Genomic DNA, 13,842 nt, shown 5'->3' with positions numbered 1-13,842 from the left:
TTCGTGTTGCGCCCCGACCGGAAGAAGATGGAAACAATGAGCCTGAACGGACTGCGCACAGCCCTCGCCCAGGACGATTCGTTCGCCAAGGTGCGGCTGCAGTCGGCCCGGCCGGTGGCAGAGCGCAGCGAGGATCTGCAGATCGGCGCCCCGCCCGGGTTGCGCGCAGCGCTGCTCGCGGAGATGGTGCAGGGGCTGGAGACAGATCTCCACGCGGCCGCGGGCGGCCTTGGTCGATCACCGGAGGGGGCCGCGGGCGGCCTTGGTCGATCACCGGAGGGAGGGTCTCCACGCGGCGCTGGCGCGCCTTGGTCGACCACCGGCGGGGTGGTGCTGGCGGTCACGGCAACCGGGCGGGAAACGGAAGACCTGGCCGCTGCGCTGCGGAGCTACCTGCCGGATGAGTCCATCGAGGAGTTCCCCAGCTGGGAGACGTTGCCGCACGAGCGGCTGTCGCCGCGGTCAGACACCGTGGGGCGCCGGCTCTCGGTGCTGCGCCGGCTAAAGCACGACGACGGTGCGGCGCCGCTTCGCGTGGTCATCGCGCCGGTGCGCGCAGTACTTCAGCCGCTGGTCCAGGGGCTGGGAGAGCTGCAGCCGGTCGCGCTGGCGGTCGGCGACGAGGTCGCCTTTACCGACGTGGTCCGTCGGTTGGCCGACGCGGCCTACGCCCGGGTGGACATGGTCAGCCGGCGCGGCGAGTTTGCCGTGCGCGGCGGGATTTTGGATGTCTTCTCGCCCACCGACGACCACCCGGTCCGGATTGAGTTCTTTGGCGACGAAGTTGAATCGATGCGCTGGTTCGCTGTGGCAGACCAGCGCTCCTTGGCCGGCGAGCACGTCAAGCACCCCACCCGGCTGTATGCCCCGCCGTGCCGGGAGCTGTTGATCACGCCCTCGGTGATGAGCCGTGCGGCCAAGCTCAAGGACCAGATGCCGGCGGCCGCGGACATGCTGGAAAAGATCGCCGGGGGCGTCGCGGTCGAAGGCATGGAGTCACTCTCGCCGGTGCTGGTGGATGCCATGGTGCCGTTTGTCGGCGAGTTGCCGCCCGGATCCATCGCAGTTGTCATTGAGCCGGAGAAGGTGCGCAGCCGGGCACACGATCTGGAGACCACCAACGACGAATTCCTGGCCGCTGCCTGGGCCACCGCCTCCGAAGGAGGCGACGCGCCGCTGGACCTGGCGCTGCAGGGGGACTTGGAGCAGGCAGGCTTCCGCTCGCTGGGCGACACGCGCACGGCAGCCGGCAAGCATGAGGTGTCCTGGTGGTCCATTACCTCGTTCAACCCCGACGACGAAACCGTGCTGGACATCGACACGCTGACCATCGCGGCCCGGGAACCCAGGGGCTATCAGGGCGACGTCGCCGAGATGATGGAGTTCATTGGCTCCCGCGTACGCGACCAGTGGCGCGTGGTGGTGGCCACTGAGGGTCCCGGACCCGCCTCGCGCATGGCCGAACTCTTCCATGACGCGCAGATACCGGCCACGCGGGTGGAATCGCTGGAGAACGAACCGCAGCCGGGAATCATCGAAATCACCACGGCCAGCACCGGCAAGGGGTTCGTTTTCGACGGATTGAAGCTCGGCCTGCTGACCGAGGCCGATCTGCTGGGCCGGGCCTCGGCACGCTCCACCAAGGACATGCGGAAAATGCCGTCGCGGCGGCGCAATGCGGTGGATCCGTTGCAGCTGACCGAAGGCGACTTCGTGGTGCACGAGCAGCACGGCGTGGGCAAGTTCGTCGAGCTGGTGCAGCGCTCCACCGGAGCCGGGCCCACCAAAGCCATGCGCGAGTACCTGGTCCTGGAGTACGCCCCGTCCAAGCGGGGTGCCCCCGGGGACCGGCTGTTCGTGCCGACCGACCAGTTGGACCAAGTCACCCGGTACGTGGGCGGCGAGACTCCGGTCCTGTCCAAGATGGGCGGCTCCGACTGGGCCAAGACCAAGAGCCAGGCGCGCAAGGCGGTCAAGGAGATTGCCGGCGAGCTGATCCGCCTGTATTCGGCCCGGATGGCGTCCCGCGGGCATGCCTTCGGACCGGACACGCCCTGGCAGCGTGAGCTGGAAGAAGCATTCCCGTACATCGAGACCCCCGACCAGTTGACCACCATCAACGAGGTCAAGGCGGACATGGAGCGGGAAATCCCGATGGACCGCCTGGTCTCCGGCGATGTGGGCTACGGCAAGACCGAGATTGCGGTCCGCGCTGCCTTCAAGGCGGTCCAGGACGGCAAACAGGCGGCAGTGCTGGTACCCACCACGCTGCTGTCCCAGCAGCACTTCGAGACCTTCAGCGAACGCTTCTCCGGATTCCCGGTCAGGGTCAAGGCGCTGTCCCGCTTCCAAACGTCCAAGGAAGCCAAGGACACCATGGAAGGGATCAAGAACGGCAGCATCGACGTGGTCATCGGGACGCACCGGCTGCTCTCCAAGGAGGTCCAGTTCAAGGACCTGGGCCTGGTCATCGTGGACGAGGAACAGCGGTTCGGCGTCGAACACAAGGAAGCGCTGAAGAAGATGCGTACCAACGTGGACGTGCTGGCCATGTCCGCGACGCCGATCCCGCGGACCTTGGAGATGTCGCTGACCGGCATCCGCGAGACATCCACGCTGGCCACCCCGCCGGAGGAGCGGCACCCGGTGCTGACGTACGTGGGCCCGTACACGGACAAGCAGACGACGGCGGCGATCCGGCGCGAGCTGACGCGCGAAGGACAGGTCTTTTTCGTGCACAACCGCGTCTCGTCCATCGAGCGGCAGGCGGCGCGGATTCGGGAACTGGTCCCCGAAGCCCGGGTGGAAGTGGCGCACGGGCAAATGAGCGAGTCCCGGCTGGAACAGATCATCGTCGATTTCTGGGAAAAGCGGTTCGACGTGCTGGTCTGCACCACCATCATCGAAACCGGGCTGGACATCTCCAACGCCAACACGCTGATTGTTGACCGCGCGGACCGCTACGGCCTCTCCCAGCTGCACCAGCTGCGCGGCCGGGTGGGCCGCGGCCGGGAGCGCGCCTACGCCTACTTCCTGTTCGACGCCGAGAAACCGCTTGGCGAAGTGGCGCTGGAGCGGCTCAAGGCGGTGGCGGCGCACAACGAACTGGGCGCGGGCATGCAGCTGGCCCTGAAGGACCTGGAGATCCGCGGTGCAGGCAATCTGCTCGGCGGGGAACAGTCGGGGCACATTGCCGGCGTCGGCTTCGATCTGTACATCCGGCTGGTCGGCGAGGCCGTGGCCGACTTCCGCGGCGAAACCGAGCAAAAGGTTGCCGACATGAAGATCGAGCTGCCGGTCAACGCCCACCTGCCGCACGACTACGTGCCGGGGGAGCGCCTGCGCTTGGAGGCCTACCGGAAGCTGGCGCAGGCGGCCACCGACGAGGCCATCGCCGAAGTGGTTGCCGAACTCACCGACCGCTACGGCGAGCTGCCGGAGCCGGTGCAGAACCTCGTCGCCGTGGCACGTTTCCGGGTCCGGGCCCGCGCCGCCGGACTGACGGACGTAGCGGTACAGGGCAACTTCATCAAGTTCGCGCCGGCTGCACTGCCGGAGTCCAAGGCGATGCGGCTAACCCGGATGTACCCCGGCTCGCAGGTGAAGCCCGCGCTGGACTTCATCCTGATCCCCAAGCCCAAGACCGCCAGGATCGGGGGCAGGGACTTGGCCGACCAACAGATCCTGGAGTGGGCGCAGGGTGTGATCGACGCGGTGTTCACCGACTAGCGGCGCCGCTTGCTAGGCAGCCAAGGCCGCATAGCGGCCGTCGGCGTCGAGCAGTGTTTCGTGGGTGCCGCGTTCCACGATGCGCCCCGCCTCGAGGACAGCGATCTGGTCCGCGTTGCGCACGGTTGAGAGCCGGTGGGCGATGGTGATCATGGTCCGGCCGGCAGCCAGCCGGTCGAACGCCTGCTGCACGGCGTGCTCAGTCTGCGTGTCCAATGCGCTGGTCGCTTCGTCCAGCACCAGCACCGGCGGGTTGCGCAACAGCGTGCGGGCAATGGCAATGCGTTGCTTTTCGCCACCGGAGAACCGGTGCCCGCGTGAACCGACGACGGTGTCATAACCGTCCGGCAGCGCCACGATATGGTCGTGGATCTGGGCGTCCCGGGCGGCCTGCTCGATGTCGACATCACTGGCATCCGGCTTGGCGTAGCGCAGGTTTTCACGCACCGTAGTGTGCAGCAGGTAGGTGTCCTGGCTGACCACTCCGACGATGCGCGCCAGATCGGCCAACCGCATGGACTTCAGGTCCACGCCGTCGATGGTGATGCGCCCCGCCGTCGGATCATGCAGGCGGGCCACCAGGGCGGCCAAGCTGCTCTTTCCCGAACCGGTCGGTCCCACCAGGGCCAAGGTGGAACCGGCAGGGACAGCCAGGTTCACCTGCCGGAGGGCCGGTGTTTCGCTGTCCGGGTAGCTGAAGCTGACGTCCTCGAAGCGGACGTGTCCGGCTACCTGTGAAGGCACAACCGCAGCTGGCGAGGCCGGTTCGGTGATCTCCACCGGCAGGTCGAGATACTCGAAAATCCGGGCGAAGAGCGCCAGCGAACTGGTGACGGTGATCGTGACGTTCAGCAGTCCCAGCAGCGGTCGGAACAACCCGCCTTGCAGCGCGCTGAACGCCACCACGGTGCCGATGCTGATGTTCCCTGCCGCCCCGGGCAGGCCGGCGGCGAAGTAGATGACGGCCGGTACCGCGGCGAAGATGATGCTCATCGTGGCCATCCGCCAGCGTCCGGCCAATTCCGAACGCAGTTCCAGATCGGTCAACCGCTCGGATGACGCCGAGAACCGGGCGGCGAGGTCGGCCCCGGTGCCCAGGGTCTTGCTCAGCTGGATGCCGCTGACCGAGAGTGACTCTTCGATGGTCACGTTCATGTCTGCCAGTTCCCGCTGGCGGCGGGCGGTAAGGGCCCGCCGAACCTTGGCCACCCTGCGGGTCAGCACCACTGCCGGGGGCATCACCAGCAGCGAGATCAGCGACAGTTGCCAAGACAGTGCCGCCATGGCGACGGCGGTGGCGACGACGGTGGTCAGGTTGGTCGCGATGCCAGTGGCGGTGGACGTCACGACGGACTGCATGCCCCCGATGTCTTGGGTGATGCGGGATTGGATTTCCCCGCTGCGGGTCCGGGTGAAGAAGCCAACAGACTGGCGCTGCAAGTGGGAGAAGACATCCGTCCGCAGGCTGTGCATCACGTGCTGGCCCACTTTGGTGGCAATCCAGGTCTGCAGGACGCCGAACAGGGCGGTGACGGCCGCGACGGCCAGCATACCTGCGGTCAGCAGGGCCAGCAGCGGCAGTTGCTGTTGGGGCAGGGCCGTGTCGATGACGGCGCGCAGCAGGAACGGCGAGGCCATGGCGGCGGCCGAGGAAGCAACGATGATGGCCGTGACCAGGGCCAGCTGTCCCCGGTAGGGACGGAAGAGGGCCACGATCCGCTTGAGCGGAACGTGCCGTGCTTGTTCTTTTTCTGCAGCCGTCGGTTCCTTCACGGGACCGCGGCCGGGGTTCATTCCGAATGTTTCCGTCGGAACCACCTCGTTTCATGATGGTGCGGTTGAGAGACAACTGCCCGGATTGCTGAGGTTACCTCACTATGAGGCTACAACAGGGAAACTTGATAGCCTATTCCCGTGGCTGATGACAATCTACTCGACGCGTTCTGGGCCGTGTCGCGCCAACTGAGGAAAGCCACCCGGCAGGGGATGGACCCGCTAGGGGTGGCGCCGTCGCAAGCGCGCGCGCTTCGTATGCTCCGCCATCACGGCTCGTTGCGCCTGGGCGAACTCTCCGAGCGGCTCCGGATAGCACCGCGATCGGCCACCGAAATCGTCGATGGCTTACAGGAGCGCGGTTGGTGCGTCCGCGAGCCCGATCCGACCGACCGGCGCGCCACGGTGGTTGTCCTCACAGAGGCAGGGCAGGACATCGGGCGAACCATCCGAAAAGTCCAAGTGAAACATGCGGAAGAATACTTTGCCGCGCTGTCCGCAGCGGAGCGCTCAGAACTCTCGGCGCTCTTGGGCAAGCTGACAGCGGCCGAAGGCTAAAACGCTAGCGGACGAACAGGAACCAGAGAACGGCTGCCGCAGCGGCAAGGACGACGGCGGTAGCCACGGCCCAAGCGGTGCCGCGACCCTTCCCCCGCTTGGCTGCTGGCGCGGGCTGGGCATCGGTACGAACGTACCGGGTCGTGCCATCGGCTTGGCCGGAGGCCGGCGGAACCACCTGGATGAGGCCGGTGCGCAGTTCGCGCCGGGCAGGCAGGGGAGTTCCGGAGGGGGCGGAGACCAGCGGCACCACCGGGATCATCCCGGTGGGCGGGGCTGGTTCAGCGGCGCCGGTGCGGACGTCGCGGCGGCGCGGGAACGGCGTGCCGTCGGGAGTGGGACTCATCAACTCGACTTTCAACCGGGCAACCGGAGGTCAGGGAAGGTTGGACAGCACAGTGGCCCGGTGATCTACACGGGATGGTGCCTACAGCCATCCTATGTCTGGCAAGGGCCGAATCCCGGGAAGCCGGGCGTGCGTAACATCTCAATGCCGCATCATTTACGGCCATCGGCTGTTCGATGGGCGGCGGTCGGCCTCGGCTCCACCCCGGGGGCGGCGCCGGGGCGGAGCCCGGGGAAAATCATGCGTGCGGAGCAAACAGGCCGGATGGAATCTTCTTGTGATGGATTCGCCCTGTTTGTTCCCGGGACCGGCGCGTATCCTGACGCTAAGGGAACGGACTAAAAGGCCATCGTTCCGTCGTGATCGAAGGGGTGCTTCATCATGGTAGATCTGGGCTTGGTGTGGCTGTTCGGCCTCCTGCTAGTGGCCATCGTGGCAATGCTGGCCATCCTCGTGGTCAGGGCGTTTATGGGGCTGCGCCCAAGCACCGTGGAGGATGCTGTTGCGGTGGCTTCTGCAGCCGGCAGGATGGACCGACCGCACGGACGCAGCACCGCACGGCAGATTCTGGACCAGCGCTTTGCCCGGGGCGAGCTGACCGCTGACGCATACCGCGAGGGCCTGCGGGTCTTGGGCGAGGACCGTTAGCCGCCCGCAGGCAGCGCCCGCAGATATTGGTCCAGGGTGTCTCCGCGCAGCGCCCGGCCGACGGCCGCAATGGCTGCTTCGTCGCGCAGCACAATCGACTGCCCGTCGTCGGACGTACCGATGCCTGCCGTGGGAAGAGTGAACATCTTGATGTCGTCTGCCCGCAGGTCGCGGAGTTCCAGGGCAAGACCTGCGACGCCTGCAGCATTCAGCCCTTCGTCCACGGCCACGTAGGGAGCGGTCTTGGAGACCACGTCGCTGATCCGGCCAGGGTTGGTCAAGGTCTCCATGGTCAGGAACTTCGCCAGCGCGGCGCGGATAAATTCCTGCTGGTTGCGCACCCGTTGATAGTCTCCGTCCGAGTAGGCATAGCGTTCGCGCACAAAAGCCAGCGCCTCCTGGCCGTTCATCAGCTGTGGCCCTGCATTGAAGCGCCGGCCGGGCAAGTGGCTTGAGTCAAAGGCCTGGTCCACGGTGATCTCAACCCCGCCCAGGGACTCCGTCAGTGAGCCGAACCCCTCAAAATCCATCACAGCTACGTGGTCTATCCGGGTGCCGAACATCTCTTCCACGACGCGGACGGTCAGCGGCGCTCCGCCATGGGCGTAGGCGGCATTGATTTTCGCTTCGCCATAGCCGGGGATGTTGGTCCACAGATCACGCATGATGGACATGACGTGCAACTGTTGCCGGTCGGCCGGCAGATGGAGCAGCATCATGGCGTCTGTCCTACTGCCCTGGGAGCCGGCGACGAGCGGGTCCCCATCGGCTGCCACCGTGTCCGTTCCGAGCAGCAGAATATTGATCGGGGACCGCGAGTCGGGCCGGGGCTCCGCGGCAGCTGGCCGCAGAGAGGCCTCCGGGAAGGCTTGGGGGATGCGCACGGCCTGTGAATCGAAGGCGTCCGAGAGCTGCGCCAGATAGGTCACCGCGGCAGCGCCCCCGGCCGCCACCACCAAGACCACGGCCAACAGGACTGCGGCCAAGCGTCGTCTCCACATACGGCCCCCTCGCCGGTCCAACTCCGTCAGAGAATTCCTGGTTTGCCCGCCGTTGACACGAAGGCCTTGAACACGCCGGACAGGTCCTTCCCCGAAACCGTCTCGGCCAGCTTCCGGAAATCCTTGGGCGAGCCTGAACCGTCCCTGACCCACTGACGAAGGATCTTGGAGAAGTTCTTGTTGCCTACCTCGGTCCGCACCGCGTGCAAGGCCATGGCCGAGCGGGTCTGCAGGCTGGTGGAGTACAGGTTGTCCGGTCCCGGGTCGGACAACCTGAACTTCCAGAACGGGTCGGCGGCATCGATGTCTGCATAGAAATCGAAACTGTCCTGGGCGCTTCCGGGATCCTGGTCTTCCGCCCAGAGCCATTGCGCGTAGGTCCCCAGACCCTGGTTGAGCCAACTGTCCTTCCACCGGTCGATCGGCACCTGGCTGCCGAGCCACTGCAGCGCGAGTTGCCGGACAACGAAGGAGTCGCCGCTGGCCTCGCTGTAGAAGTAATCCATCGGGTAGACCGGCCTGGCCTGGGTCTCCAGGGCGAAACCGAGGTCCTCGACGTTGTCGACGATGCCTCCGGCACTGGCCAGCGGATACTTGCCGAACACTGAGGAGAGGAACTCGATCATCTTCGGCTGCTTGTCCAGCGACTGCTGGATCTTGTACCCCTGCGACGGCGGCGTGCTGCTCCCGGCCGTCCATTCGTTGTCGTTGCCGGGGCTTCCCTTGGGCGCCCCTTTCGGGCTCCAACCGTCCCAGCGGTCGCCGTCGCTGTCGAAGGAGGTTGAGCCGTTGCCGCCGGACAACTGTATGTCCTCGACAAAGACGCCGTCGTTCTGTCCGGTGATGTCGCTGGCATAGGTGATGGAAAGCTCCACATCCTCCCCGGCGAAGTCCGCCAGATCGAACTCCCAGCGCTCCCAGCCGTCGCTGGTACCGGTGGCCGCCCACCACTGTCCGGTGGACCCCTTCGCGGAACAGGTACCGTCGTCGTCGCTTTGGTAATGCTTCAGGAATGGATGGACCTGATGCCACGCCGGGCACGAATTTCCGGTGCTGTCCTGCGCGATTCCGGTGGTGTCCTTCAACGTGGTCCAGTTGTCCTCGCCCGGCGTACGCGCCTCGACGAAGGCGTAGTCCCAGCCGGGTTCGGTGTCGCGGAGCATCCAAAAGGAGAACTCCGCGCCGTCGTCGGGCACGCTGATCGTTTGGCTGAGGCGCTTGTAACTGGCGTCGTCGGTTTGCGACCAGGCCAAGCCGTCGCCGTTGCGCGGAATGACCGTCTTCTTGAGCGCCGGGTCCATCGCGTCGACGTACGTGATGCCGCCCTTGGCATACTCGTCCAGGGCGAAATGCCCGACGGCGATGGTCGCCAGATGCGGCGAAAGCGGCTCCTGGGCCTCCCACTGGTAGACAGTGCGGCCCGGGGTGCGACTGGTCCCGTGCGGCAGCCCGTTGGCTACGGCCTGCCATCCGTCCGGGACCGAGATGTTGAACTCGTAGCTGGCACGGTCACCGGGGTAGTTGTTGACCGGAAACCAGCTCGGCGCGCTCCTCGGATGGCCCGTGACAATGGCTCCGTCATTGGTGTGGATGAATCCCGCAGGACCGGGCAAGGCAAGCGTTTGGGGGACACCGGAATACTCCACCACCGTGGTGAAAGTCCGTCCGTCCGGTACGCCGCGGGCAGGTGTGACGCTGAGCTTGGTGCCTTTGTGCTCGAAGCGTGCTTCCAGCCCGTCAACGCTGACTGAATGGACCATCAGCCCGTCCAGATCCAAGCTGAAGCTGGCCAGGTCCTGGGTGGCGCGCGCCGTTATCGTGGCGTGGGCGCCGAGTTGGTCTGTCGGCGGGTCATACAGCAGATCCAGCTGATAGTGGCTGGCGTTGTAGCCCGTATTGCCCGCGTCCGGGAAGTAGGGATCGCCGATGCTGGCAGCGCCGGGTTCAAAATAGGGCTGGCCCGGATCGGGGGCTGCCGCAGCCGGAGCAGCCGGGAGCAGCAGGCAGGCGAGACCGAGGGCAGCACCCGCGGCAAGAACCCTACTGCGCCGAGTCATCTCTACTTCGTCCCCCCATTCGGCCAGCGCATCCGGGCCGGACCCGCAATCAGCTAGGGTCGGCGGCATTGGCGCTGGCCATCCACCTAACATGCTCCTGTTTGCGGGCCCTGTCAACGGATGCGCGATGGGCCCGTACAGCTTGGCTGTACGGGCCCATTGTGGATGGCGGAACTTGGAAAAACGCTACGGGCGTCCGATGCCCTTGAACGTCCAGCCGGCTTCACGCCAGGCCACGGGGTCCAGCACGTTGCGCCCGTCCAGGATCTTTTTCTCGGTCACTTGGTTCGCCACCGCGGCCGGATCCAGCTCGCGGTATTCCTTCCACTCGGTCAAGAGCACCAGGACATGGGCACGGTCAATCGCGGTCTTCGTATCGGGTTCGTAGCTGAGCTCCGGGAAACGCTGCTTGGCATTCGCCAGGGCCTCGGGGTCGGTGACCGTGACGGTGGCGCCCTGCAACTGCAGTTGGGCGGCAACGGACAATGCCGGAGAGTCCCTGACGTCGTCGGACTCGGGCTTGAACGCGGCTCCCAGCACAGTGATGCGCTTGCCGATCAGTGATCCTCCGGCCAGCTCGCGGGTCAGTTCGACAACCCGGCTGCGGCGCCGCATGTTGATGGCGTCGACCTCCCGCAGGAATGTCAGGGCTTGATCCGCCCCGAGCTCGCCGGCCCGGGCCATGAACGCCCGAATGTCCTTAGGCAGGCAGCCGCCGCCAAAGCCGACCCCCGCGTTGAGGAACTTGCGGCCGATGCGCTCATCCATGCCGATCGCGTCGGCGAGTGCCGTGACGTCGGCGCCGGCAGCGTCGCACACCTCCGCCATGGCATTGATGAAGGAGATTTTGGTGGCCAGAAAGGAGTTCGCGGCCGTCTTGACCAGTTCGGCCGTGGCGTAGTCCACCACCAGTCGGGGCGTCCCCTGCGACAGCGGCACAGCATAGACCTCGTCCAGGGCTTTGGTGGCCGCTTCGCCGGCGGGGCCGGAGGGAACGCCGTAGACGAACCGGTCGGGCGTCAACGTATCTTTCACAGCGTGGCCCTCCCGTAGGAACTCCGGGTTCCACGCAAGGACAGCCTCCGGAGAGATCTCCTGGACTTCATCAGCCAGCCGGGCGGCGGTGCCCACCGGCACGGTGGACTTGCCGACGACCACGTCGCCGGGATTCAAGTGTTCAGCCAGCGACGTGAAGGCGGCGTCGACGTAGCGGAGGTCTGCGGCGTTCTCGCCTTTGCGCTGGGGCGTGCCCACGCAGACGAAGTGCACGGCGGCACCCGCGGCCGCTGCCATGTCCGTGCTGAAGGCAAGACGGCCGGTTTGCTGCGCATCCGTCAGCAACTCCGGCAGCCCAGGCTCAAAAAACGGTGCCCGTCCCGCCTGCAACTCGCTGATTCTGCGCGCATCCACGTCGATCCCGATCACGTCGTGCCCGAGTTTGGCCATGGCGGCCGCGTGAACGGCACCGAGGTAGCCGCACCCGATGACGGAAATACGCATACTGGTCCTTTGTCCGTGCGGTGAGAGAGACTAGTTCGACTTTATCGTGTTACCGGGCGCCGGTTGCGCCGCTCCAACCAGGCATACGCCAGCACCGTGCCCAGCGCGGCCCCCAGTGTGTTCACCCAAACATCCTGAAGGGATGCATACCGGTCCGGCAGGAACGACTGCTGGCACCATTCGATCGCGGCGGAGAACACCATCGCTCCGGCCGGCGTGAGCCAGCGTAATCCGGAGGGCAGCAGCAGGGCAGCCAGGAAACCAAGCGGGACGAACATCACAACGTTGGCGCCGGACTCCACCAGGTTGTAGTCGAGCCAGTCGGGCAGCCCCGCGCGGTGCAGCGCCGACAGGACCTCCTGGATGAAGCCCTGAGCGGCCGCGTCCACCGGCGTGGGCCACAACACGACGAGGGCGACACCGAAGACGTAGACGGCCAGCATCGCAGCCGTGAGGGCGCGGGCGCGTGCCGCAGGTGTGCCAAACCGCATGGGCGTCCTTCCCCTCAGGCCGACCGGGCTGAAACAGGTCAGGCAGCAGGCCATCATGCTACCGGTGAGGGCATTTTGGTCTATTTTTGTTGGTTTCAGCACCCAAACCATTGCCAACTCTTTTGCAATTGCTTCAGATCGGGTAGCTTCCGGGCAGGATCCTGCTACGGGGATAGCGGGATCCATCATCGCACCCTATGGAGGAACCAGCATGAAAACTCACCGTTTCAGGCGCGGAGCGGCCATCACCGCCGCTACCGCTTTGGCCCTCGGGATCGGGCTGCCGGCCCAGGCCGACAACGGAACGGATACCAGCGCCCTCCGGGACGCTGTCACCGCCGAGAACATCTTTAGCCATCTACAGGCTCTGCAGGACGTGGCCGATGCCAATGGCGGCAACCGCGCCGCGGGCACCCCCGGCTACGAGGCATCGGCCCAGTACATCGAAGCTCAGTTGACGGCCGCCGGCTACACCCCGGTTCGGCAGACGTTCTCCTATGAACGCTTCGTGCTCAACAGCGCGGACTTCGAGCAGGTGGCGCCGACGCCGACCGTCTACACAATGTCAGAGGACTTCCTGGGCATGGATTACTCCGGCTCCGGCGACGTGACGGCACCGGTGAGCGCGGTGGACATCAATCTGGCAGGGGACAGGGCGTCCACCAGCGGCTGCGAGACCACCGACTTTGCCGGCTTCCCGGCAGGAAACATCGCGTTGATCCAGCGGGGTAGCTGCGACTTCGCGGTAAAGGTGGCGAATGCCGCGGCGGCAGGAGCCGTGGCGGTAGTGATCTTCAACCAAGGTAACGGCGGTACGCCGGACCGGCTTGAACTGTTCGGCGGTACGCTGGGCACGCCGCAGGCCATCCCTGCGGTGACCACCAGCTTCGATCTGGGTGCTGAACTGGCCGGCACGGCCGGCCTCGAAGTGCGGATCGCGGTGGACGCTGAAATCGTCCAGACCGAGACGTTCAACATTCTGGCCGACTCAGCTGGACGTGCGGACCGCACCGTGGTGGTCGGCGCCCACCTGGATTCGGTCTCGGAGGGTCCGGGCATCAACGACAATGGTTCGGGCAGCGCGGCGATTCTGGAAACTGCGCTGCAGATCGCAGCCAGCGGAGACGAACCGCGCAACCGGGTGCGGTTCGCCTTCTGGGGCGGTGAAGAAGACGGCTTGCTCGGATCCGAGTACTACGTTTCGCAGTTGACGCAGAAGGACATCAAAAACCATGCGCTGAACCTGAACTTCGACATGGTTGGTTCGCCGAACGCCGTCCGCTTTGTCTATGACGGCGACGGCGATGCGTTCGGGCTGACCGGACCGAATGGGTCGGCGAACATCGAGCACATCTTCGAAGACTATTTCGCCTCGCAGGGGCTGGCCACGGAGCCGACGGCGTTCGATGGCCGCTCGGACTACTTCGCGTTCATCAACAACGGTATCCCGGCCGGTGGTTTGTTCACCGGTGCCGAGGAGATCAAGACCGAGGAGCAAGCAGCCATCTACGGAGGTACGGCGGGTGAGGCCTACGATCCCTGCTACCACCAGGCCTGCGATACCATCGCCAACGTGGACCCCGTGGTTCTCGAACAAATGGCCGACGCGATCGCGCACAGCACGCTGACGTTCGCGGAGACCACCTCGGCGGTGAACGGCACCGCCAAGGGCAAGGGCAAGGGAACCGATACCAGCAAGATGATGTTCAAGGGCCACCAAGCCATTCGTTAGAGCCAGG

Annotated in this window: 10 protein-coding genes; 4 read left to right on the top strand and 6 right to left on the bottom strand. The window is 65.8% G+C overall.

Features of this window, described 5'->3' with window-relative positions; translation table 11 throughout:
- Positions 1–36 precede the first annotated feature (36 nt).
- Complete coding sequence (gene mfd / locus E4J89_RS01175) at positions 37–3,729, top strand: transcription-repair coupling factor (RefSeq protein WP_136784260.1); 3,693 nt, start codon at positions 37–39, stop codon at positions 3,727–3,729.
- Positions 3,730–3,741: 12 nt separating this feature from the next.
- On the opposite strand, the gene E4J89_RS01170 is transcribed toward mfd, so the two are convergent.
- Positions 3,742–5,523: an ABC transporter ATP-binding protein gene (locus E4J89_RS01170; protein ID WP_136784259.1), complete on the bottom strand. Its 1,782-nt coding sequence runs from the start codon at positions 5,521–5,523 to the stop codon at positions 3,742–3,744.
- A gap of 120 nt (positions 5,524–5,643) precedes the next feature.
- Between E4J89_RS01170 and E4J89_RS01165 the strand changes: the two genes are divergently transcribed.
- A complete protein-coding gene (locus E4J89_RS01165) occupies positions 5,644–6,060 on the top strand; it encodes a MarR family transcriptional regulator (protein WP_205754361.1) in 417 nt (138 codons plus the stop codon).
- A 4-nt stretch (positions 6,061–6,064) separates the two neighbouring features.
- On the opposite strand, the gene E4J89_RS01160 is transcribed toward E4J89_RS01165, so the two are convergent.
- Positions 6,065–6,406 carry a hypothetical protein gene (locus E4J89_RS01160; protein ID WP_136784257.1) on the bottom strand — a complete coding sequence of 114 codons (342 nt, stop codon included), beginning with the start codon at positions 6,404–6,406 and terminating at the stop codon, positions 6,065–6,067.
- A 381-nt stretch (positions 6,407–6,787) separates the two neighbouring features.
- On the opposite strand from E4J89_RS01160, the gene E4J89_RS01155 reads away from it, so the two are divergent.
- On the top strand, positions 6,788–7,054 hold the full coding sequence (locus tag E4J89_RS01155) for an SHOCT domain-containing protein (protein ID WP_136784256.1): 267 nt from the start codon (positions 6,788–6,790) through the stop codon (positions 7,052–7,054).
- Here E4J89_RS01155 and E4J89_RS01150 read toward each other — a convergent pair.
- The 4 genes from E4J89_RS01150 to E4J89_RS01135 form a co-directional block, all read right to left on the bottom strand.
- A complete protein-coding gene (locus tag E4J89_RS01150) occupies positions 7,051–8,040 on the bottom strand; it encodes an LCP family protein (RefSeq protein WP_240691615.1) in 990 nt (329 codons plus the stop codon). The two genes, E4J89_RS01155 and E4J89_RS01150, sit on opposite strands and share 4 nt — an antisense overlap.
- A 41-nt stretch (positions 8,041–8,081) precedes the next feature.
- Positions 8,082–10,112: a M1 family aminopeptidase gene (locus tag E4J89_RS01145; protein WP_169303882.1), complete on the bottom strand. Its 2,031-nt coding sequence runs from the start codon at positions 10,110–10,112 to the stop codon at positions 8,082–8,084.
- A gap of 186 nt (positions 10,113–10,298) precedes the next feature.
- The gene (locus E4J89_RS01140) at positions 10,299–11,612 is read right to left on the bottom strand and encodes a UDP-glucose/GDP-mannose dehydrogenase family protein (RefSeq protein ID WP_136784253.1); all 1,314 of its coding nucleotides are present in this window, start codon (positions 11,610–11,612) and stop codon (positions 10,299–10,301) included.
- A gap of 41 nt (positions 11,613–11,653) precedes the next feature.
- Positions 11,654–12,103, bottom strand: coding sequence for a VanZ family protein (locus tag E4J89_RS01135; RefSeq protein WP_169303881.1), 450 nt, complete (start codon positions 12,101–12,103; stop codon positions 11,654–11,656).
- 211 nt (positions 12,104–12,314) lie between these two features.
- Between E4J89_RS01135 and E4J89_RS01130 the strand changes: the two genes are divergently transcribed.
- Positions 12,315–13,835: a M20/M25/M40 family metallo-hydrolase gene (locus tag E4J89_RS01130; protein ID WP_136784251.1), complete on the top strand. Its 1,521-nt coding sequence runs from the start codon at positions 12,315–12,317 to the stop codon at positions 13,833–13,835.
- Positions 13,836–13,842: the final 7 nt, after the last annotated feature.

Origin of the sequence: Arthrobacter sp. CAU 1506, assembly GCF_005047635.1 — a bacterium.
Lineage (GTDB): Bacteria > Actinomycetota > Actinomycetes > Actinomycetales > Micrococcaceae > Crystallibacter.
The sequence above is the reverse complement of the archived record's forward strand: the minus strand, read 5'-3'. Positions and strand labels throughout refer to the sequence as shown.

Excerpts from the sequence above, each read along its gene's own strand:
- mfd (WP_136784260.1), top strand. The coding sequence starts at position 37 with ATGAGCCTGAACGGACTGCGCACAGCCCTCGCCCAGGACGATTCGTTC.
- E4J89_RS01170 (WP_136784259.1), bottom strand. The coding sequence starts at position 5,523 with ATGAACCCCGGCCGCGGTCCCGTGAAGGAACCGACGGCTGCAGAAAAA.
- E4J89_RS01160 (WP_136784257.1), bottom strand. The coding sequence starts at position 6,406 with ATGAGTCCCACTCCCGACGGCACGCCGTTCCCGCGCCGCCGCGACGTC.
- E4J89_RS01155 (WP_136784256.1), top strand. The coding sequence starts at position 6,788 with ATGGTAGATCTGGGCTTGGTGTGGCTGTTCGGCCTCCTGCTAGTGGCC.
- E4J89_RS01145 (WP_169303882.1), bottom strand. The coding sequence starts at position 10,112 with ATGACTCGGCGCAGTAGGGTTCTTGCCGCGGGTGCTGCCCTCGGTCTC.
- E4J89_RS01140 (WP_136784253.1), bottom strand. The coding sequence starts at position 11,612 with ATGCGTATTTCCGTCATCGGGTGCGGCTACCTCGGTGCCGTTCACGCG.
- E4J89_RS01135 (WP_169303881.1), bottom strand. The coding sequence starts at position 12,103 with ATGCGGTTTGGCACACCTGCGGCACGCGCCCGCGCCCTCACGGCTGCG.
- E4J89_RS01130 (WP_136784251.1), top strand. The coding sequence starts at position 12,315 with ATGAAAACTCACCGTTTCAGGCGCGGAGCGGCCATCACCGCCGCTACC.